Annotated in this window: 19 protein-coding genes and 1 pseudogene; 14 read left to right on the top strand and 6 right to left on the bottom strand. The window is 57.9% G+C overall.

All coding sequences use genetic code 11. From position 1 onward, the window contains the following. Nucleotides 1-15 precede the first annotated feature (15 nt). The 6 genes and pseudogenes from H8K03_18060 to H8K03_18035 form a co-directional block, all read right to left on the bottom strand. A complete protein-coding gene (locus H8K03_18060; protein ID UVT19671.1) occupies nucleotides 16-1,305 on the bottom strand; it encodes a TolC family protein in 1,290 nt (429 codons plus the stop codon). Between the two features lie 827 nt (nucleotides 1,306-2,132). Beyond that, a pseudogene (locus tag H8K03_18055) lies at nucleotides 2,133-2,626 on the bottom strand (efflux RND transporter permease subunit). 156 nt (nucleotides 2,627-2,782) lie between these two features. Further along, complete coding sequence (locus H8K03_18050) at nucleotides 2,783-3,256, bottom strand: JAB domain-containing protein (GenBank protein UVT19670.1); 474 nt, start codon at nucleotides 3,254-3,256, stop codon at nucleotides 2,783-2,785. Nucleotides 3,257-3,747: 491 nt separating this feature from the next. Further along, entirely contained in the window at nucleotides 3,748-3,981 is a 234-nt protein-coding gene (locus tag H8K03_18045) for a hypothetical protein (GenBank protein UVT19669.1), read from the bottom strand. A gap of 381 nt (nucleotides 3,982-4,362) precedes the next feature. Then, nucleotides 4,363-4,698, bottom strand: a complete 336-nt coding sequence (locus H8K03_18040; GenBank protein ID UVT19668.1) for a helix-turn-helix transcriptional regulator — start codon at nucleotides 4,696-4,698, stop codon at nucleotides 4,363-4,365. After that, nucleotides 4,695-5,081 (bottom strand): type II toxin-antitoxin system RelE/ParE family toxin, encoded by a 387-nt coding sequence (locus tag H8K03_18035; GenBank protein UVT19667.1) that lies wholly within the window; start codon nucleotides 5,079-5,081, stop codon nucleotides 4,695-4,697. The genes H8K03_18040 and H8K03_18035 overlap by 4 nt, the downstream gene beginning before the upstream one ends. A 278-nt stretch (nucleotides 5,082-5,359) precedes the next feature. Here H8K03_18035 and H8K03_18030 point away from each other — a divergent pair, with 278 nt between their 5' ends. The 14 genes from H8K03_18030 to H8K03_17965 all read left to right on the top strand — a co-directional run bounded on the left by H8K03_18030 (nucleotide 5,360) and on the right by H8K03_17965 (nucleotide 20,176). Further along, nucleotides 5,360-5,719, top strand: coding sequence for a TrbC/VirB2 family protein (locus H8K03_18030; protein UVT19666.1), 360 nt, complete (start codon nucleotides 5,360-5,362; stop codon nucleotides 5,717-5,719). 1 nt (nucleotide 5,720) lies between these two features. Then, nucleotides 5,721-6,062, top strand: a complete 342-nt coding sequence (locus tag H8K03_18025; GenBank protein UVT19665.1) for a VirB3 family type IV secretion system protein — start codon at nucleotides 5,721-5,723, stop codon at nucleotides 6,060-6,062. A gap of 20 nt (nucleotides 6,063-6,082) precedes the next feature. Further along, on the top strand, nucleotides 6,083-8,542 hold the full coding sequence (locus H8K03_18020) for a VirB4 family type IV secretion/conjugal transfer ATPase (GenBank protein ID UVT19664.1): 2,460 nt from the start codon (nucleotides 6,083-6,085) through the stop codon (nucleotides 8,540-8,542). Nucleotides 8,543-8,551: 9 nt separating this feature from the next. Further along, nucleotides 8,552-9,598 (top strand): type IV secretion system protein, encoded by a 1,047-nt coding sequence (locus tag H8K03_18015; protein UVT19663.1) that lies wholly within the window; start codon nucleotides 8,552-8,554, stop codon nucleotides 9,596-9,598. Nucleotides 9,599-9,601: 3 nt separating this feature from the next. Then, nucleotides 9,602-10,327: a type IV secretion system protein gene (locus H8K03_18010; GenBank protein ID UVT19662.1), complete on the top strand. Its 726-nt coding sequence runs from the start codon at nucleotides 9,602-9,604 to the stop codon at nucleotides 10,325-10,327. 37 nt (nucleotides 10,328-10,364) lie between these two features. Then, entirely contained in the window at nucleotides 10,365-11,120 is a 756-nt protein-coding gene (locus tag H8K03_18005; GenBank protein UVT19661.1) for a type IV secretion system protein VirB8, read from the top strand. A gap of 13 nt (nucleotides 11,121-11,133) precedes the next feature. Beyond that, nucleotides 11,134-12,060, top strand: a complete 927-nt coding sequence (locus H8K03_18000) for a TrbG/VirB9 family P-type conjugative transfer protein (GenBank protein UVT19660.1) — start codon at nucleotides 11,134-11,136, stop codon at nucleotides 12,058-12,060. 10 nt (nucleotides 12,061-12,070) lie between these two features. Further along, nucleotides 12,071-13,471, top strand: a complete 1,401-nt coding sequence (gene virB10, locus H8K03_17995; protein UVT19659.1) for a type IV secretion system protein VirB10 — start codon at nucleotides 12,071-12,073, stop codon at nucleotides 13,469-13,471. Further along, entirely contained in the window at nucleotides 13,452-14,561 is a 1,110-nt protein-coding gene (virB11, locus tag H8K03_17990; GenBank protein UVT19658.1) for a P-type DNA transfer ATPase VirB11, read from the top strand. Before virB10 ends, virB11 begins: the two co-directional genes overlap by 20 nt. Before the next feature lie 8 nt (nucleotides 14,562-14,569). Continuing rightward, nucleotides 14,570-16,687, top strand: a complete 2,118-nt coding sequence (locus H8K03_17985; GenBank protein UVT19657.1) for a type IV secretory system conjugative DNA transfer family protein — start codon at nucleotides 14,570-14,572, stop codon at nucleotides 16,685-16,687. Between the two features lie 14 nt (nucleotides 16,688-16,701). Next, nucleotides 16,702-17,679: a hypothetical protein gene (locus tag H8K03_17980; protein UVT19656.1), complete on the top strand. Its 978-nt coding sequence runs from the start codon at nucleotides 16,702-16,704 to the stop codon at nucleotides 17,677-17,679. 18 nt (nucleotides 17,680-17,697) lie between these two features. Then, nucleotides 17,698-18,801 (top strand): hypothetical protein, encoded by a 1,104-nt coding sequence (locus H8K03_17975; GenBank protein ID UVT19655.1) that lies wholly within the window; start codon nucleotides 17,698-17,700, stop codon nucleotides 18,799-18,801. 46 nt (nucleotides 18,802-18,847) lie between these two features. Next, complete coding sequence (locus H8K03_17970) at nucleotides 18,848-19,126, top strand: conjugal transfer protein TrbM (protein ID UVT19654.1); 279 nt, start codon at nucleotides 18,848-18,850, stop codon at nucleotides 19,124-19,126. A gap of 417 nt (nucleotides 19,127-19,543) precedes the next feature. After that, a complete protein-coding gene (locus H8K03_17965) occupies nucleotides 19,544-20,176 on the top strand; it encodes a hypothetical protein (GenBank protein UVT19653.1) in 633 nt (210 codons plus the stop codon). Nucleotides 20,177-20,428 lie beyond the last annotated feature (252 nt).

The raw sequence follows: 20,428 nt of genomic DNA, 5'->3' as shown, positions 1-20,428 counted from the left end.
GCCATTCCTCCTTTTTTAGCTGTTTCCATTCAGATCGGTTCCGATCACCTGTTCGAGTTCGGCGAGACGATACTCCCGCTCAACCAGCGCTCGGTAGTATTCAAGTTGAAACCCCCGCCAGGCCCTATCGGCATCCAAGAGGTCCAGAAAGGTGGACTTCCCCACCTGATATCCGACCCGCGCAGCCTCCAAGCCTAGTTCAGCTTGCGGCAACACGGTGGTCCGATACAGCACGGCCACTTCCCAATTGGCTCGGATCTTGGCCAGCAGATCGCGAATCTGAAAGCGAGTCATGTTTTCCAGCTGGTGCCGTTGTGCTCGTGCAGCCGCGACGGACGCCATGGCTTCTTGCACGCCTGCGTCATACTTCGGTTTGGTCCAGAACGAGAAGGGGATGGTCATCGCCACGTAGGCGCCGAATCCGTCCTGGGCTTGAAAGTTCTGGAAGCGCCGAAATGACACATTAAAGTCCGGGTAGTACTGACGCTGGGCCAGCGCGTGAGACTGTTCGTTCCGCTGCAGGGCCAGCTCGGCGGCTTTCAACTCCGGTCTGGCCGTCGCCGCCGCGCGATAGAGCTCTTCAAGGTCCAGATCAAACCGTCCCTCATGCGGAGGCTGCGGAGATGCGAGTGGAAAGCGCGGATCCCGATCCACGAGGGTGTTCAGCATTGCTTGGGCAGTCTGCCGACGCTGTTCCAGGACGGGAAGTTTCTCGTGAAGCACTGAAAGTTCCACCTGGGCTTTGAGGACATCGACCTGACCTCCCTTGCCCGCACGGAACCTCGCATTGGCTATTTCAAAAAATTGTTTGAGCAGATTAATCTGCTCATGATGAATCTGGATCGCCTTATCTGCAAGAAACAGGTCGTAGTAGACTTGCTTAAGACGGGCGATGAGTTCACGTTCCTTCGCGCGCAGCGCCTGCTCGGTCATCTCAGCTGACTTGCCCGCCATCTCACTTTTCAGGGCCAGCTTGCCGGGGAATGGGAGATTCTGAGAGAGACCGAAGATGCTGTTCTGCGTCTGCGTAACATTGAAGGTCTGAGGGATATTAAACAAGTCGACGAACAGGGTCGGGTCATCCAGCGATCGAGCCTGGACAATCCGATTCGTGGCTGCTTCCCATTGCTTGCGCGCTGCCAGAAGCTCAGGATTTTTCGCCAAAACTTCCTGAATCAACTCTGGTAACACCAAGACCGGTTGGTCGGTGTGATCGGCGGCATGGGCGACATGGCGTTCGCCTGCCCAAAAACTCATGCTCACGACCGTTATGGCGACCAACAGAAAACGAATTGAAAGAGTCATGTAATGGTCCTCCCCAAGAGCTTTCCTGCCCACGACTGTCGCTGGCCTCGTCCTGCTACAGAAGAAGCGATTGCATGAGCTGGGACAGAGCGCCGGGCAGATTACGCAATAATGATGAAACGATATAAGGAAGAACCGGAAAGCTCAGATTCGAAGCACTGTGCTCGCAAGAGACTGATGTGGAGGAGAACTTGATTCGAGATGGCAATATAGGCTGGAAATCTGTACGAGCCGAGGGCTCACCGTGGAAAGCGTAGGCAACGTATGGTCTGCCGACCAATGATGGTCCATGAGCAACGATGCCGACTGAGCGTGGGATTCGACTCCCAAGATCTTGAAGGCGTCACATAATTGCCGGCTAGGTTGTTCGACAGGCGTCGAGCAGCCGTTCGCCATCGAGGCATCGCTGATGTCTGACAACGGCAGAACACAGGCGTACGCATTGAAGCTGAATGCCAAGAGGAATACCGCGATAGTGCCCGCCAGAAAAGATTGAGATCGGCTAGTCCTCATACGCATAGTGTATTCTTCCATAACATCATCGTCAACGGTCTTTCTATTAATGCAGCTGCCCTTCGATTGCTGATGCCGGATGGCTTGCAAGCTTAAGTGTCGACGTGTGACCACATGAGTTCGAAATAACCTCATCCAGCCTGTCAGGGGGTTCGTGATCACTGATTGATGGGCAATCGCAATAATTTGTATAAGCGACACCCTTTCGTTTTCTACCTGCCTAATTCTCCTGGCCAGATAGGGCTATTGGCTTGCTTATTTCCGTTCTTTTTTGGTCGATCTGCAATGGCCGGCACGCGTGAAGTTCTTCTCCACTACCAATCCGTTTTATGAGGCACTGGCACCTCTTTTTCTTCCTTTCTTTGGGTCCATGCTTCTCGGAGACGCTCTTCCCAAACATACAGAGTGGGAAGGACGAGAAGCGTGAGCGCAGTCCAGGTCACAAGTCCCCCAATTACCACGGTCGCGAGCGGCCGTTGTGCCTCCGCCCAGCGGAGATTGAGAGCGCCATTGGCACGAATCCCAAGCTGGTTACCATCGCGGTCATCAGAACCGGCCGCATGCGAATCAATGCCCCTTCATAGGCTGCGTCTTCCGCCGAGCGCCCTTGCTTGCGCAGATCTAATAAGTAACTGTAAGATCCGCCCACTGAAACTCTTTCGATGTAGCCGTCCAGCCCCGCCACCACTCGCCTATGCGGCACCCAGTAGCACGAGAGCGAGGCCATCACGCTCAGCCCGTCGTCCCCACTTTCTGGGGATAACTTTGTAAACAAGCCGCGTTGGGCGCATGAGTGACAGCACATCATGGTCCATTCAGCATATTGCCCATTTTTTAGGCCTCCGCTGTATCAGAAGCAGACCACCAGTGGTGGTAGGAACTTGGAATCTTCTTAATGTGTCGACATGCGCAAGCTGCTCAGAAGAATAATCGACGAAAAGAGCGACAGAATTTCGTTGTCGCCTCACAGTGGCCAGCCTTGATCTGCAAAACTATAGAGACTGTCGTCACCGAGAATGAGATGGTCGAGCAGCCTGATGCCCAGTAGGTCTCCAGCTTCCCGCAGTCGTGTGGTGAGCTTCCGATCCTCCGGGCTGGGTGTGGGATCTCCTGACGGATGGTTGTGCACGGCAATGATCGCACAAGCGTTGAGCAGGATCGCGGGCTTGAACACCTCACGTGGATGCACAATGCTCAGGGTGAGTGTGCCGATCGAGACGACGTTCACGCCAATGCTGGCGTTCTTGGCATCAAGACAACAGACGAGGAACTGCTCGCGATCGAGACCAGCAAAGCATGGGCGCAACGCTGCGACCGCGGCAGCGGAATCGCGAAGAAGACCGCAGGGAGCGGTGTGACCTCCCTCAGAAACCAGCGTGACGCGGTAGCGCGGAATGAACTGTGGAACGGGAAGTCGGTTGACGGATTGTTTGGCCATGGTGGCACCTCCTGTATGTTGAACGAACTGGCGCTTTCGCAGAGGCCGAAGCGCCAGTGCAGGACAACGGAGGTGACGGGGCGAGGACTGCCGAATAAGCACGAGCGGATGAGGACTTAGCGGCGGCCGTGACAGATCTGTGCTGGTGCGGGCGCTGCGTCAGGCGATCAGTGCTCGGCAGGCCACCGGCCTGACATGGCCGAACAAGTCCGATCGACCGATGACAATAGCTAAACGCGCCTGCTTCAGAGCGATGAGACTTGAAAGAAATGCCGCAACTGGCAAAGCGAAGAAGATTAGAACGAGAGGGTACGTTGATGTGGAACCGAGAATGAAGAAAGTGATGGGGACTATTGGAGGGATTGATTCCTGAACGCTAGAAGCTCTGAGCGGCTTACTGCACCGTCATATGCCAATGCGCGTCTCATCTTTCCCTTCAGGCAGCAAGGGTGCTGCCCCTGGCCCGACGACCAGAGGCGGCCGTGATGCGATTACACCGCGTGCTCATGAACCCACTGCTCAGCCTGCGCGACCACAGTCGCGACAGCGGAGAGGTCGTTCTTTCCAAATGATCCGGAGCTTTTTGGATGCCCCTCGGCATCCATGAAGGTGCGGGACAGCGTGATCGCGTGAAACGCGCCGCGCTCGCCCTCATTCCTCCAGATCGACGCACGCACGGTGGCGCACTGAAACGAGTGAACGGGGCGTGATATTTGAGTGGCCATGTGAAAACCTCCTGTATGAGTGTGAATGTGGCTCTCTCATAGGCGGGGGAGACCCCAGACACACGACAGGAGGGATGGAGTGGGGCCGTTGAGCGGCTGGCTCGGCGATAGGCAAGCGGACATGCCCGCGGGTGGAGGTGGGCCAAAACGATGCAGCCGAGCCAGGACAAGCGGAAACCGGCCAGGCCACGAACGAGCACGCCGAGCCGAGGACAGCTCCAGGGCTGGCGGGTGATGGAGGAAGAGCAAGCAAGCACACACACACATTCGCACCGGGACAGCGGCAGACAGGCGTCTCGATGCTGCGGTACGGCTGGGACAACGCCTCTGCAAGGGTTGCCTCCATGACAGCGGTCTGCCGATCCTCACGGCCGTTCGCTTTTACGCGGCTGAACGGCGGTACCGTGGTCTCGGAAGAATGCGGATCAGGCGGCGTTGGCCGCGCTTCTTTTCGCGGGCATAAATTTCAAGCTCACAGTCCATCGCCTGGACGTAGTCCTGAAGGGTCGAGAGGCGCCAGTCGTTCCGATTCTCAAGCCGTGACACAGCTGCTTGTTGAAGCCCTAGCGTCTTCGCTATGGCAACTTGTGATCGCTTGAGGGCGCGACGCAACTCCTGGAGCGTCATTTCCTCGGCGAGGATTTGCGCCGCTCGCGCCTCAATGGCACGACGGCGTTTCTTTGGGAGCGTGTTCATCATATCTCGATGCGTGATCATCGTGAGTCCTCCTTGCGGTGCGTTGACCGCTGTTCCATCTGCATGGTCCGCACATGGTCACTGAATTCCCTGTCCGCGAGCGGAATATTGCGGCGGTACCACTGCTTATCGCCCGTCTTGGTACCTCCCAGAAGCAAGACTGCGCGGCGCGCTGGATCGAATGCGAACAAGATGCGCACGGGGTCACCTTTGAACTGAACACGAAGCTCTTTCATGTTCGGATGCGTGGAAGCTTTGATGTGATCCACGCGGGGCCGTCCGAGATTCGGACCTAACCTGCTGAGCACCTCTACATGTGCAAGAACTTCTGTTTGTAGGGCCATCGTACATTGGTCGAGCCACGCTGAGAATCGCGGGCGATAAATAACGGTCCACTCTTTCATCTTCTCAACATTCCTCCGCCAATCATATTACATACAGAACATATTCCACAAGTGTAATACCGTGTGTCCTCTCACGTAAGAATGCCTAGCGTACGTCACTCTTCCCTCTGTTGTCGCCGGCACAATTCAATCATGTGATCGCCGAGGCTACGTAGTGACCACAGGCTTGACCCAAAATGTGAACCTCACTACATGTCACCCCCGTTTGGCGATTAGAGCGAGCACAGAAAGGTATGCATGTTCGCCACGGATGTCACTTCATAGAAAGGAAGGAAAAGATGGAAGACGTGAAGACGGGAGCGGATGAGTCAAAGGACAGGACGTCAGGGATAGGGAGCTTGAGAGGGATCAGCCAAGGGAATGGGCGTTTGATCGCCACCGCCTCGTGGCTACTCGGTGTGGCCCTCCTGTTGGAATCGGACCCTGCCTGGGCTCAGATCACCAAGGTCAATACGGTGATGCAGAATGTGCAAACGGTCCTGACGAGTGTGGCGGTGACACTCTTTACCGTCGCCATCATGTGGGCTGGATTCAAGATGGCCTTCAGTCATGCCCAATGGTCCGACGTGAGTAACGTCGTGATTGGCGGAATCTTGGTAGGCGGCGCTGCGGGGATCGCGGCCTGGTTGATCAACTAGCATGGACCAGTTTCGCGATCCCATCTTCACCGGCTGCACGAGGCCCGCGATGTTGGGCGGCGTGCCGATCATGCCGCTGATTCTGATCGGTGGCCTGACCCTTCTGTTGGCGGTCTGGCTGTACTACCTCGTGAGCGGCTACCTCTCGTTGGGTCTCGTTTTGATCGCGATTCCCCTCGTGCTCTGGATGCGCCAGACGACGAAGACGGACGATCAGCGCTTGCGCCAAGTGATGATGCGGGCGCGGATGCGACTCCGTCACGGACCGAGTCGAGCGACGTGGGGCGCTATTTCCTATGGCCCCCTGTCATGGAAGACCAGACGATCACAGTGGAAGAGTTGAGTGTCAATAGACCTATGTTGATGAGAACCAGAGCCGCCCTCACGAAAGCCGCGTCCGCGCAGATTCCCGCGAGTGACTATATCCCGCTGGGGACGGCGATCACGCCCACCGTCATCACATTGACCGGTGGGGAATACCTGGCCTGTTGGAAACTGGAAGGGATCACGTTCGAAACAGCGGACCGTTCAGAAGTCCTGCTACGCAAAGAAGCGCTGCACCAGTTTCTCCGATCCTTGGGCGGCGGATCCTTTGCCGTCTGGTCTCATAAAATTCGACGAGTCGTCACTGAGCGGTTGCATGGCACCTCGCCCAATCCGTTCTGCCAAAGCCTGACAGACCGTTATTATCAGTCCTTCACTCAGCATCGGCAAATGGCGACGGAGTTGTACCTGTCCCTGCTGTACCGACCGTTTCCTTCCAAGATCACGAGCTTCTTCACTCGGATGTCCACGCGCACCCTGGCGCAACGACGAGAGCAGGAAACCGCACAGCTGACCATCCTGGAAGACATGGGCAAACAGCTCGAAGCGAGTCTGAGTCGCTATGGGCCCACACGCTTGGGAACCTATACGAAACAGGACATCGTGTACTCTGACCAGCTGGCCTTTCTCAGCTACCTCATCAATGGAGTCTGGGAGGAAATCGCCCTGCGCCGGGCACCGCTGGCCTCGTATCTTCCCACTTCACGCCTGCACTTCGGCGACCGGACGGGCATGATGGAAATCTGGCACCCACGCGAGCGGAAATTCGCCGGGTTTCTCGACATGCAGGAATACCCGCCGTTCTCCGAGCCGGGCATGAATAACGGCCTCCTCTATAGCGATGCCGAGTACATCGAAACCCAGAGCTTCTCATGCCTTAACAAACGCGCGGCTCTGAAGTCGCTCGCCACCCAGAAAGGGCATTTGATCGCGTCGGAAGACGCGGCGACGCGCGAGATCGAACAGATGGACCAGGCCGCGGATGATCTGCAGAGTGGGCTCATCGATCTAGGCCAGTACCATTACAGCCTGGCGATCTTCGGCAACACGCTGGAATCGGTGAGCACCGCTCTCGCCGATGCCCGGGCCACATTTCAGGATGGGCCGGGTTTCAAGATGGCGCGGGTCGACGTGATCCCCGAATGTGCCTGGTTTGCACAGATCCCTGGCAACTGGAGTCTGCGGCCACGCGAGGCTGTGATCACGAGCCGCAACTTTGTCTGCCTCAGTCCCTTTCACAACTTTGCGCGTGGCAAACGAGCCGGCAATCCCTGGGGCGAAGCCTTGGCCCTGTTCAAGACTCCGAGCGGACAGCCCTACTATTTCAACTTCCACGTGTCACCGGAAGATCGGGATTCACGCGATGAAAAGTATCCCGGCAATACATTTATCTGCGGCAGCACGGGTGTGGGCAAGACCGCGCTTGAATTGTCCCTCCTGGCCTTCGCCACCAAGTACCAGGGCCTCCGCTGCGTGGTCTTCGACAAAGATCGCGGCGCGGAGATCGGCATTCGGGCGATGGGCGGGAAGTATGAGTCCCTGAAACGCGGAAGACCGACCGGCTTCAATCCCTTTCAGCTCAAACCCAACCCTCAGAATTGGCAATTCTGCGAACAGCTGGTGGCGCAACTTGTCAAACAGGCTGGTGACGAGATTCCACGGCTCACCGCGAAGGAGCAAACCGAGATCAGCCATGCCGTGCAGACGGTGATGAGTGAGGCAGTCTCACCGGACCTGCGTTGTCTGTCCCTCCTCCGCCAGAACCTATCGGCGACTGGCGACCAGAGTGTGCGGGCGAGGTTGAAGCGTTGGACCCGCGGTCACTCGCTGGGTTGGGCATTCGACAATCCGCAGGAGACTCACAATACCAGCCATGCACGATTATTCGGATACGACTATACAGACTTTCTGGATGATCCCGAAGTTCGAACCCCGATCATGGCCTATCTGCTCCATCTGACCGAACGGCTGATCACGGGCGAGCCCTTCATCTATGTCATGGAGGAATTCTGGAAGCCGTTGCAAGATCCGGTGTTCGCGGACTTCGCCTTCAACAAACAGAAGACCATTCGAAAACAATCCGGCCTCGGCGTCTTCGTGACGCAATCGCCTTCGGACGTGCTGGGACATCCGATCGGGAAAACAATGGTCGAACAGAGCGTGACGCAGATCTTCTTGCCCAATCCTCGCGCCGACCGGGAGGACTATGTGGAGGGGTTCAAAGTCACGGAGGCGGAATTTCACATCATTAAGAATCTCGGGGAAGCGAGCCGCCTGTTTCTCGTGAAGCAGGGCCACAGCTCCGCGATCGTGCAATTCGACCTGGGCAGCATGCCGGATCTATTGAATGTCCTATCCGGCACGACGGACAACGTGGCGTTGTTGGACCAGATCCGAGCCGAAGTGGGTGATGATCCCACAGTCTGGCTGCCCCTGTTCCATGAGCGTATCACGGAACGGAAACGCCTCCGGCGTGAGAACGGGAGAAAAGCTACGTAGAGGACACTTATGGGGATGGCGACCTACATCGAGCAGTCGGTCAACAACGCGCTGGACCGCTACGTCGTGACCTCCAGCGATGCCGTCATCGGAGTGCTCACACCGATCGCAGTGACGGCGGTGACGCTCTATGTGATGTGGACCGGCTTCCAGGTGTTGCGCGGCGACGTGCATGAACCGGTTACCGCGCTTGTGTGGCGGTGGTTTCGCGTAGCGCTCATCACCGGGCTCACGGTGAACGGCCCGCAGTATCGGAGCCTCGTGAAAGAAGGGTTAGACGGGATTCAAGAGGCCTTTGCCTCCGCCTTTGGTGGAGTCCTGTCGATGGGAGGGACCATTGATCAGATGGCGGACCCTTTTACGACGCTCATGGAAACCCTGTTCACAGAAGCAAGTTCTGGACTGATGCCGCAATTCTCACTGTTTATCGCGGGCGCAATCTGCGCCACGGCTTCGATCGTAATGGCCTTTGTCGCGATGGGGCTCTTTCTCGTCGCGAAAGTGAGCCTCGCCCTGCTGCTCTCGGTCGGACCCGCCTTCATCTTCTGCGCGATGTTTCCGGTCACGCAGCGCTATGCGGAGAACTGGCTGTCCAGCTCGCTGGTCGCGGTCTTTACGAATATCCTCATCATGGCGGTCATCACCTTTCTCGCGAGCCTTCTGCGAAATGCCTGTCTGCATGTGCTGCAGGCCTATTCTGTCTCCTCCATTCTGGCGGATGTCGTCGGCCTGCTGTTTCTCTCCATCACCGCCGCCTATGTCTTGCTGCACGTCGCGTCGCTGGGGGCGAGTTTGGCCGGAGGCCTCTCGTTGGGAAACCCAGCCGGTGATGCCACCAGGAGTGGAATGGTTCTACTGCACGGCGTCACATCCGGTCTGAGTCGGTTGATCCCATCAGCCATGGCCTCCACCGGGGGTTCCTTAAGTGGACCGCGAACCGCGGTGGCTCGCGCCCTGCTGAGCGCACTGCCTGCCGTGAGGAACCAGCCAGGGAGTGACCTCTATCAACGGGCCTCGTTGGAGCGGTTACGCAACAGCGTCTCGCCTAAGGAGTAAACCATGTCCCGCATGAAACGCACAGTGATAGCGATCGGCATTGCCCTGATGATCGTCGTGAGTCCAACGTCGAAAGCCCACACCACGGGAATTCCCGTCATCGACACGGCAAATCTCGTGCAATCCATCGTGCAAGCCCTCGCGTGGATACAACAGTTTCAGCAAATGCAGCAACAGATCCTCCAAGCCGACCAGCAAATTCACGCGATTATGGGTTCCCGCAACATGGGGAGTCTCTTGAACAATCTGACCTTGGCCGGAGTCGTCCCCTCCGACGTCAACGCTGTCTACCATGCGATTCGGTTTGGTGGGGTTCAGGGCCTTACCGCGGCGGCGCAGATCATCCGTCACAATCGCATGATCTATAACTGCGAAGGCAAGACCGGTGATGCCCTGCGCATCTGTCAAAACATGCTTAACCAGACGCCCCAAAGTCAGGCCTATTACGCGAACACCTATCAGATGCTGCTCGGCCGTATGCAGCAGATCCGGGCTTTGACGACTCGCATCAATCAGACCGAGGACGAAAAAGGGATTCTGGAACTCAATGGCCGGATCGCAGCGGAGCAGGCCCAGGTGAGCAACGACACGAACCGCATCCTGACGATGAAATCCATGATCGAGGCAGAAGAAAAAGCCGCGCAACAGGAACAGCAAGAACGAGTGCTTAAGATGTTGGCCCCCGGCACGTCCCGGACCTTCGACCACATGGCTCCCTGGACGCCCTAGTCCTGCCCATCAGACAGAGGACAAGAAAGTGGCTGAGATGACAAACAAGACGGATTCCTCACTCGTGAATGTAGCGGACGAACCGCAATTCTATGATCAGGGTCGCGACTGGGATACCGACTGGCGACTGAGGCTAGAGGCGTCCGAACGAAAGGCCTGGTGGGTCGCGGGCACCTCCTGCGCCATGGCTTTGCTCCTGGGAATAGGCATCGCCTGTCTGGCTCCGTTCAAAACCACCGTGCCCTATGTCTTCGCAATCGATCGCGCCACCGGCAACGTGGAGCTGGTGAGCGCGGCGGATGATCGGACCGTGCTGGGGTATCAGGAATTGCTCGATAAACATTGGACGCAAAAATACGTGATCGCCCGAGAATCCTACTCGTACCGGCTACTCCAAGCCGACTACGACCAGGTCTTGGCAATGAGTACGGATGAAATCGGTCGCGACTATGCGAGCCTCTTTGACGGTGTCCACGCCCGCGATAAACAGCTAGGGACCGGCATCGAATGGCGCGTGAATGTCTTGAGCGTGACCGTTCAGAGCGATTCGATTGGACCGAAGGCCACGGTGCGATTTGAAAAGACGGTGAAGCGGCTCGACGCTCAGAGCCTTGAGCCCCCACAGTATTTCATCGCGACGGTCTCCTTCGAGTACCGCCACACGATGAAGGGACAGGAAAAGGATCTGATCCAGAACCCGCTGGGCTACAAAGTGACGGGCTATCGTGTGGACGCGGAAATCGGGACGATCACGCCGACGATGTCGGTCCTGTCGATGGCGGAGAAGAAATAGGGAGAGTCTGGTCATGCACGTCATGAACAAACACACAGGGTCGATCACGGTATGGCTCGCCGTCGTCCTTCTCTGTTCAGGAGCCTCACCGGACGCGGCGGAGGTCCCGGAGCCTGGCGACGGAGATCAGCGCGTGCGTTACGTGACCTATCAACGTGATGAAGTGACCCGCGTCACGGTGCGCCGTGGTGTCGTCACGCGCATTGTACTGGGAGTCGACGAACGCATCGTCATCGCCGGCAGCGGCTTTCTCGCGGACTGTGCGAAGCCGGAAGCAGAATGGTGCATCAGGGCCGATATCGGGACCAATCAGGTCTGGATCAAGCCCAAAGACCATGCGACGCACAACAATCTGGAAATCCGTACAGACAAGCGGGACTACAGCCTAGAGTTCACCGTCGTGGGAGACCAGCGTATCGGACGGAAGCAGAACACCGGGCAGGGGCAGCGTGGAAAAGATGAGCCGATGTACCGCGTCATTTTCCGGTATCCGCTGACTTCGTCACACCCTGCCGCCATGTCGGCGATGCAAGCCTCGGCCCATCGCGCAAAACAAGCTCGCGACAAGGCCGACGTCCTCGCCGAGCGGTTGGACGCCTTCACGCCTGAACCGCGCAATTGGTCCTATTCGATGGAGGTGCTCCCGGGAGGCGACGATATCGCGCCGGCGCTCGTATTCGATGACGGCCGCTTCACCTATTTTCTCTTTCCTCCCAATCGCGAGATCCCCGCCATCTTCTACTTCTCGCCGTTGGGTGAAGAAACCCGCATCAATTTCCACATGGAGAAAGACCTCGCCGTCGTGCAGCGGATGGGGCGGCGGTTTGTGTTGCGCTTGGGCGACGCCGTGGTCGGCATTTGGAATGACGCCTACGACAAGACCGGGGTGCCCGCCATCGAGGGAACCACTGTCTCTGGAATCACCAGGACGCTGCGCTGAAGGAACGAGGATGGAACAACCACACGAGTCAAGAGAGCAAGCTGAGAAGCCTCACATCGTCGATGGAATTGTGTCGGTCAACCATCACGCCGGTGGCAGGAACGAGACAGCGGCGCGCGTGGCGTTTCTTGTCGTGATGGCCATCACGGTCGTGGTGGGGCTCGTCTTCGCAGCCAATACCTGGAGCGCGAAACGCAAGGCGGAGGCCACAGAGGAAGAACGGGCAGCGAAGGTGGAGAACAAACCCGCCCAGGTCGGACTGAAGCGGGTCTTCGACACCGATCCCCTGCCACCTCAACACACCACCGCACTCCTGCAACCGACCATCACGTCGCTTGTTGCGTCCGCAGATCATGTGACGCGCTCGACCCGCGGCAGAGCAATGGGTGACGAAAGCCAAGCAATAACACTTGCTCCTGACACGGCACAAGGCAACCCCTCACTTGGCAGTCGCTCTTCCAGTCGCTTCGGTGGGGAAATCATTGTGACGAACTCCCCTGCTTCAGACATTCCCCGGACTCAACACGCGGGAACCGGACCAGACGCGGCCATCTCCTTAGTGCGCGAGCTTCTCAACGGTGCGAGACAGCCGGACGCGGGCTCCGAGAGCCTGTTGGGTGGCCCAGCGATGCCTGTCAGCACGGCGACAGACACAGGAAGTTCGACGCCAGCGTCGATTGGGTACATGGGCGGAGCCAGCGGCCCTTCGATTGGAGTGACGAGCGTCGGTCTCGCGGCGCCACCCGGTCCCGCGGCCAGCGGAGCCGGTCCCATCGGTGGGCTCCTGACGCCATCGGACACACCAAAAGTCCAAGCCGGTCTCTTGGGTGATCGCAACCTGATCCTTCCCAAAGGACGGACTATCGACTGTGCCTTGACCGTCCGGATGATCAATGAAGTCGCCGGCATGGCGAGCTGTGTCTTGAACAGCGATGTCTATAGTGACAACGGCCGCGTCGTCCTCTTGGAACGAGGATCGGAAGCAGTCGGCGAATATGCCGCGACGATGGCGCAGGGCCAGCGCCGTCTCTTCCTCCTCTGGACGAGAGTCAAAACGCCGACGGGCGTCGTGATCAATTTGAATTCGCCCGCCGCCGACGCGCTCGGCACCTCAGGGTTGGTCGGCATCGTGGACAACCATTGGTGGGACCGGCTCGGCGCGGCCTTTCTTCTCTCGCTCGTACAGGATGGGATCGGTTTGGCCACGGCGGCGCAGGCGAACACCAGCGGTGCACAGAGCCTCGGGATCTATCAACATTCTGCCACGACCGGGAACCGCATGGCGGAACTCATCCTCCAATCCACCATCAACATCAAACCCACGCTCTACAAGAATCAGGGCGACCGCGGGACCATCTTCGTCGCGCGGGATATGGATTTCAGCACCGTCTATGAACTGCATCCCCACTGACCTGCTCGCGCACGACACGATGGTGCGCGAGTTGCTACGACCGTTGCTGCGGTACTTCGCGCTGCCCGGCGCGACCGAGATCGTCGTCAATCGTCCACAGGAAGTCTATATCGAGGTCGGCGCAGCCTGGCAGCATCACCACTCACCGGACCTAACCCTCGATCGATTAACCGCGCTCGCCACGGCCATCGCGACTGCGACCGAGCAAGAGATCGGACCACACCACCCGATTCTCTCCGCCATGTTGCCGGATGGGGAACGGGTGCAAATCGTGCTGCCACCCGCGGTGGAAGTGGGAACCCTGTCGATCTCGATCCGCCGCCCCAGCGCCTGGATCAAGACATTGGGTGAATATGAAACGGAAGGAGCTTTCAACCGCTATGTCTGGGCCAAGGCGGCGACCCTGGACTGTCGCGCCGCCGAGCTCGACCCAGGCGAACGTCAGTTGGTGGACTATCTCGCCACTCGTCAATTGGGTCTGTTCATTCGTGCGGCTGTGCTGGCGAAAAAGAATATTGCCGTCGTGGGGGACACAGGCTCCGGAAAAACTACGCTCATGAAATCGATCTGTCAGGTGGTCCCGGAGCAGGAACGGCTGATCACGATCGAAGATGTGCGCGAACTGTTGCTCCCCCAGCACGGCAACCGGGTGCATCTCTTGTACACCAAAGGAGGGCAAGGGGCGGCCACGATCACACCATCGGAGTTGATTGCTTCCACGCTCCGCATGAAGCCGGACCGGGTGTTCCTCGCCGAGTTGCGCGGAGGAGAGGCGTTCGACTTCCTCAAACTCCTCACCACCGGCCACAGTGGCTCGATCACTTCCTACCATGCAGAGTCCTGTGCTCTGGCGGCCGAACGCTATGTCTTCATGTGCAAAGAACATGAACAGGCGGCAACGTATGATGTGCCAGCCCTTAAGCGTCTGGTGGCCTTAACCATCGACGTGATTCTCCATGTGGTCGCGCAGAATCACTACGACGAGGAAGGACGGCCAACCAAGAAGGAGCGCTACGTGGAGGAAGTCCATTATGACCCGATCGCGAAACTTGTGGCGCGATTCGGAGAAGCAACCTTGTTGAGGGCATAGAGGAACCGATGTCACGCAAAAGCATGCGGATCGCGGTGGCCTTTTTGCTCTATCTCCCGCTTGGGCTCTGCGGAGCAGATGCCCTCGCCGGCGCTGTCTTCTCGCTTACCAACAAGCAGATGCCCGACGACCTTTCCCTGAGCCGCTGGCCGGACTCCTGGCGAGCCTATGGAGAGGATCCGATTCAACGCAAGCGGCTGCAATTTTCCGCCGCACTCGGAGGATTCGCCGTATTCGGCCTCCCGGCGCTGCTCGTGGTGTCCTTCACGAATAGGCGTAAGCCGCTCCATGGCGAGGCGCGCTTTGCGTCTCATGGTGAGATTCAGCACGCCGGGCTCTATGGAGAGCGTGGCTTGATCATCGGAAAAGTCGGGCGGCGGTACTTGGTCTATGGAGGCCAGGAATTCGTGTTGCTGGCCGCGCCGACCAGATCGGGAAAAGGCGTGAGCATCGTATTGCCGAACCTGCTCAACTACGATGATTCGGTCGTGGTCTTGGACATCAAAATGGAAAACTTCGCCTACACGTCGAAGTTCCGACAGGCGCATGGACATCAAGTATTCCTGTTCAATCCCTTTGGCGCGGACGGCCAGACCCATCGCTGGAATCCATTGGATGCTGTCGATCGCGACCCGAATCGGCGAGTGGGCGAGATCCAAGCCATCGGGCAAGTGCTCTATCCGACGGAGCAGATCAAGGATGCCTTCTGGAACGAGTCCGCTCGCAACCTCTTTCTCGGACTGACTCTCTACGTGATGGAAACACCGTCTTTACAGTGCAGTCTCGGGGAAGTGCTCCGGCAGGCTTCCGGCAAGGGGCAGCCCATTAAGGACTATCTGCAAGATCTCATCGGCACCCGGGCCAAGAGTGACGCCCCCCTGAGCGACGACTGTAGGGCGGCCCTGCACCGGTTCTGTGCCACCAGCGAAAATACCATGGCGGGGATCCTCGCCACCCTGACCGCTCCACTCACAATCTTTAGTAATCCCATCGTCGATGCGGCAACGAGTGCAACGGACTTCGACCTGAAACAGGTGCGCGCGCAGCGGATGTCGATCTATGTCGGCATTCCGGCCAATCGGCTCAGCGATGCGGCGTTGCTGGTCAACCTGTTCTTCTCCCAATTGATTCATTACAACACCGTCGACTTGCCCGCGACGAATCCCCGCTTGAAGTACCAGTGCCTCGTGATCCTCGATGAGTTCCCCGCCATTGGGCGGGTTAACATTCTCGCAAAGGCCGTCGGCTTCATAGCCGGCTACAATCTGCGTCTGCTGCCGATCATTCAGAGCCTCTCCCAGCTCGAATCGGTCTATGGTGAAAAGGATGCCCGCACCTTCGTCACGAACCACGCCTGCCAGATCCTCTTTGCGCCTCGCGAACAACGAGACGCACAGTACTATTCCCAGATGCTCGGCACGTACACGGCCGACGCGATCTCGACCGGCACGAGCCGACCACTCGCCTGGGGCAACGGCAAACAGGCCTCGTCCAGTTCCACTCGCTCGGAACAGGCTCGGCCTCTGTTGCTGCCACAGGAAGTGAAGGAACTCGGAGACCAGCGGGCGATTATCAACCTGATGCATACGAAGCCGATCCTCTGCGACAAGGCACGGTTCTATGCCGATCTGATCTTCGTCGATCGGTTGAAGCGCATCAGTCCATCCCTCGCCTCGGTCGGGAAGCGGATGCCAACCCAAGCTGAACTCGAAGAGGCGGCCTTCGTGAGTCGGGAGCTGTCCGTGGAGATTCCCAGGCTCGACCTGGAACTCCATCGCGCCAAAGCCGAACGACGGGTACGTCCAGTACAACCTGATGAGCCGATCGACGTGTCGAAGCTGGCGATAGATCTGACCACCCTGCCGCCGGTCGTTCCGCGCGACCCACCGACGTTCGAAGAAGTGAACGATTTGGTCGATGCCTTTGTTGCCCAACTGCAATGGACCGACAAGGTTGAGACAGGAGTCACTGCTGTGGAACGAGAAAACGGCGGAGTGAGTATCGAGCAGGGGGTGCCACACGGAGCCTCGAGCGGACCGACGGAGAAGATGAGTCTCGTGACCGAACGAGCAAGAATCCAGAGAACAGAGGGGAAGATTGATCGGTCCTTGGTGGATCGAGAGTGAGAAGAGAGGGACGTATGACTATATTCATCAGAAGACGGACTCGGCTTCAAGATCTTGTAATCCTCTTCGCCTGCACCGCGACGCTGTCTTGTGCTCAGAAGCCAGTGGTGCCATCCGGTGCGGCTCGCGTGCCCATCAATAGTGACGAGAGGATCCATCAGTACCGCGAAGGGGTGAAGAGCGACCAGCGTGAAAAGCAGGAGCGGAGTCTCCTCACACGGCAGCTGGAATCGCTGACACAACAGGTCCAGGAGTTGAGTACCGCGCTAACCATTGTGCAACTCCACCAGCAGGAGATGATCAAGGGCAAAACCCGGTCTGGCCTCACGATCACGAAAACAGCACTCAAAATCAATCCCCTTTCACCAGAGTGGAAGGGTCCCCCGACGAGCGCTGCGCCACCGCGCGAAGGTGGTGCCTCTCCGACTGTGCCTGATCTGAGCCTGACACACACCGAGACGGCCCAGAGTGCAGAAGAGCGTTCGACATCGGGTGGCCCCACCTGCAGTATCGCCTTATCAGCAGCGCCATCGCCCTCCCCTCCACCTTTGATATCCGAAGAGCCGATCGACTCGTGGAGGCCACGAGTCATTGAATTGAGTAAACTGGAACAGATCGAGTTGCATCGCCATAGTGTCATCTTCCGGGTTTCTGAACGGACAGGGCGTTCTGAGTTTCTTCCCAGCAAGCCTCTGCAAGCTCACCTGAAACAGGTCTTGAGGCGTGGGCCTTGTCTGCACGTGCGTGGGTATACGGACGGCGACAAGGATCAGTGGATCGAACGTGAGACGGCCAAGCAGCGGGCCTACAAGGCGCGTGCCTATCTCATCGCCCAGGGCTATGCCCCGAACCAAATCGAGATCACCGTCGTTCCGATCGGAGAACATGTAGCCGACAATGCGACGAAGAAAGGTCGAGCGAAGAATCGACGGGTGGAGATTGAAGTGAAGGAGCACAATCCGGCGTCCATATGGCCGCAGTGGTACGGATAGAAGAGAGGAAGGGACAGGATGAATGAACTAGGGCTGGGCGAGCAGCAAGCAACCAAAGGGAAGGACGAGCGGAAGCCTGCGGACAGAATGCAGGACGAGAATCCTGAACAACAACCACTGAATCACCGTCGTGACGCCGCCGAATCCTTGCGGAAGCGGTTCATCGAAGCCGGCGAGCAATTTTACTACCGCACGGCGATCGGCGAGCCCACGAAGATTGCGTTTACTGATCACGGGAAAAGACTAGTCACGGAACATGACGACCCAAGCGTGATTCAGGGGATGGTGCTCCGGGCCAAAGCGAAGGGCTGGACCACCGTCCGGGTGAACGGCACCCCTGAGTTCAAAACAGAAGCATGGGTGCAAGCGACAATCGCCGGACTTGATGTAGAACGCTATACGCCGCGTGCAATCGACTTGGCGCGAGCAGAGGACCGCAGGGAGCCGCGCCCGGTCCGTCGTAAGACAGCACAGCAGCCTGTCGAACGCGAAGCGTCTCCTCATCGGGCGACGGATGATCATGTCAGAAGACTAGAAGAGACTCTGAGCGCCGGCCAACAGGTCGCGATGGCCACGCTTGAAGCAATTCTGACGGCACGGGGGGATTCCCCCACCATGATCGCTGCGGCCCTTCAGGAAATGAAGACGCGATTGCAGGGTGACCGAGTAGTGGTGGGTACCGTTGTGGACTACGGCATAGACCACTATGAACACGATGTCCAGAAGGACAAGAGTTATTTCGTGAAGATACTGACCGATCGTGGTGAACGAGAGATCTGGGGCATCGATCTGGCGCGCGCCCGTGAACAGGGAAACGTGCAACCAGGTGATGCAGTGGCGCTGGTGCAACAGGCACATGAGCGCGTGCCTGAGACGGTTCCGCTACGAGATCAGTCTGGCGCGTTGTTCGGCGCGGCTTCACAACCAGCGACTCGCAATCGGTGGGAGATCATCAAGCTGGACTCTCGCGGGGTCGTTGAACAGCATCAACTGAACGAGGCTGTGCGTGTCGGCACACAGGACCCAGTCGTGCCTCGGTTCGATCACACAGCGCCCCGGACCGATCACGCGCCAAATGTCACACGGAGCCCTGCCTTGGAGCGGACACGAGGTAGCCGGTGACTCATGTCGTCGAGAACATATCCCCGGGTCGTACGGAGGTGAGCCCATGAATTGGTGGAAGAGTCGCGAATGGATCGAGGTCCTTGTGGGAGTGGGCTTCCTCATCATGGCCCATGATGCGCTGGCACAAGCGACGCCTAAACCCTCCTTCTTGGAGGGTGATGCCAGGCTGGCCTGTGAATGTCTCCTGTGCTTATCAGCAGGCACCCAGGCTCCGAAAGAATGCGAGAGCGCATTGATGAAATACAACTTGATCCAGGGAACGAGTCCGTTCCAAACCCTGGTGAAGCGGCGCAACTTTTTACAGCTCTGCCCGAAGAAATAAGCTCACCAGAGCATGTTGGGCTGAAGGGCCCGCACGGTGGCCGCGTCACAAGACCGAGCTACGGTGCCAGGTTCGCCGTTGCACAACACCTGCAGACGCGGTGGCTGGGAGTAGCCCCCGCCAAGATCAAGCTTCTCTACCAAGATGCCCGCGTTTGAGCTCCACATTAATTAAAAACTAATTTTAATTAATGTATGATTTATCCCTCGTTAGTGCTACGTATTTCAACTCTCCCTCTTGTGTAGAATTTATCCTACCTCAAGGGAATGGTCCCAAAACCTGTCCTTCCTCATAACAACACGGCGCCACGCGCCTCCTCCGTCTGCTGTCTGGGCAACGACATGAAGTACAGGGCGTTCGTGAGGCGTGCGGATTCGCGAGTCACCACATATCAAAGGGAAGGAAGGACGCACTATTATGCAGAAAGATCGATTGGCGACGCTCACCATGGATATTGTTGTTAACCATCCGACCAAGCGCGCGGCCCTTGACTCGGTCCATTCGAGGCTCAGTCCCTGGGCACAGGCCGAGTGGGACCGTGCGCGCAATGGTGTATCCATCATGGAACGAGCGGCCCACCTCGGTCACTCGATTCGGGAACAACGTCGCTGCGACGAGAGCCTGATTCAACACATCTTTGCAGCTCTCGATGGACGGACTTGTGTCGTCCTCGACGCAACCTATTGCTTCATGACTAAACGGATGCTGGACCGGAGGACGGGACGACGCATCCCTCCTGACGCGGTGCGCCGCTTTGCGTCGCAACCGATCGCTAGTCTGCTCCTTTGCCCCCGCGCACATCAGGATTTGAAACAACGAGGCGTCGACACGATCGGCGACCTCCTGCTTCATGCCTATGAATGGCTATCGCCGAAGCGCTTAGCACCCGGCAAGCCGGTGATGAATGTCCGGCTTTCGGTTCGCCGTTGTCTACGGATTCTCGGCGTGGAGATTGTCTTTCCCGAAATCCGACAGCGGGCCATCTATTGCCCCTGCTGTGCGCACACCGAGACGGATGTCATGAAGATCGTCGCGTTGGCCGGCGTGTGAGCGAGAACAAGGAAGTGAAAGGGGCCATGATCCGAATGAATCATGGCCCTTGAAGGAAGAGAAAAAAATCAAACGCAGTCTTCAATGCTCTTTCCCTATCTTGGTATGGCCAAGAGGGTAAACCACGACTGGCTTTACACGTACTTCACTTGTTTCAGAGGCCCAACAATTTCTTGAAGGCTCTCGACAATGTGTCGGTCCAGTTGGATTGCTGTACCAGTCCTTTGTGTTGTGACGGAGGCGCTGCCAATA

It is taken from the genome of Nitrospira sp., from assembly GCA_024760545.1.
Taxonomy (GTDB): Bacteria; Nitrospirota; Nitrospiria; order Nitrospirales; family Nitrospiraceae; genus Nitrospira_D.
This window is presented reverse-complemented; position numbering and strand designations above follow the sequence as displayed.

Coding starts and splice junctions, on each gene's coding strand:
- H8K03_18000 (UVT19660.1), top strand. CDS start 11,134: ATGCACGTCATGAACAAACACACAGGGTCGATCACGGTATGGCTCGCC.
- H8K03_18020 (UVT19664.1), top strand. CDS start 6,083: ATGAGAACCAGAGCCGCCCTCACGAAAGCCGCGTCCGCGCAGATTCCC.
- H8K03_18030 (UVT19666.1), top strand. CDS start 5,360: ATGGAAGACGTGAAGACGGGAGCGGATGAGTCAAAGGACAGGACGTCA.
- H8K03_17965 (UVT19653.1), top strand. CDS start 19,544: ATGCAGAAAGATCGATTGGCGACGCTCACCATGGATATTGTTGTTAAC.
- H8K03_18010 (UVT19662.1), top strand. CDS start 9,602: ATGTCCCGCATGAAACGCACAGTGATAGCGATCGGCATTGCCCTGATG.
- H8K03_17970 (UVT19654.1), top strand. CDS start 18,848: ATGAATTGGTGGAAGAGTCGCGAATGGATCGAGGTCCTTGTGGGAGTG.
- H8K03_18040 (UVT19668.1), bottom strand. CDS start 4,698: ATGATCACGCATCGAGATATGATGAACACGCTCCCAAAGAAACGCCGT.
- H8K03_18060 (UVT19671.1), bottom strand. CDS start 1,305: ATGACTCTTTCAATTCGTTTTCTGTTGGTCGCCATAACGGTCGTGAGC.
- virB10 (UVT19659.1), top strand. CDS start 12,071: ATGGAACAACCACACGAGTCAAGAGAGCAAGCTGAGAAGCCTCACATC.
- H8K03_17980 (UVT19656.1), top strand. CDS start 16,702: ATGACTATATTCATCAGAAGACGGACTCGGCTTCAAGATCTTGTAATC.
- H8K03_18050 (UVT19670.1), bottom strand. CDS start 3,256: ATGGCCAAACAATCCGTCAACCGACTTCCCGTTCCACAGTTCATTCCG.
- H8K03_18035 (UVT19667.1), bottom strand. CDS start 5,081: ATGAAAGAGTGGACCGTTATTTATCGCCCGCGATTCTCAGCGTGGCTC.
- H8K03_18045 (UVT19669.1), bottom strand. CDS start 3,981: ATGGCCACTCAAATATCACGCCCCGTTCACTCGTTTCAGTGCGCCACC.
- H8K03_18015 (UVT19663.1), top strand. CDS start 8,552: ATGGGGATGGCGACCTACATCGAGCAGTCGGTCAACAACGCGCTGGAC.
- H8K03_17985 (UVT19657.1), top strand. CDS start 14,570: ATGTCACGCAAAAGCATGCGGATCGCGGTGGCCTTTTTGCTCTATCTC.
- H8K03_17975 (UVT19655.1), top strand. CDS start 17,698: ATGAATGAACTAGGGCTGGGCGAGCAGCAAGCAACCAAAGGGAAGGAC.
- H8K03_18025 (UVT19665.1), top strand. CDS start 5,721: ATGGACCAGTTTCGCGATCCCATCTTCACCGGCTGCACGAGGCCCGCG.
- H8K03_18005 (UVT19661.1), top strand. CDS start 10,365: ATGACAAACAAGACGGATTCCTCACTCGTGAATGTAGCGGACGAACCG.
- virB11 (UVT19658.1), top strand. CDS start 13,452: ATGAACTGCATCCCCACTGACCTGCTCGCGCACGACACGATGGTGCGC.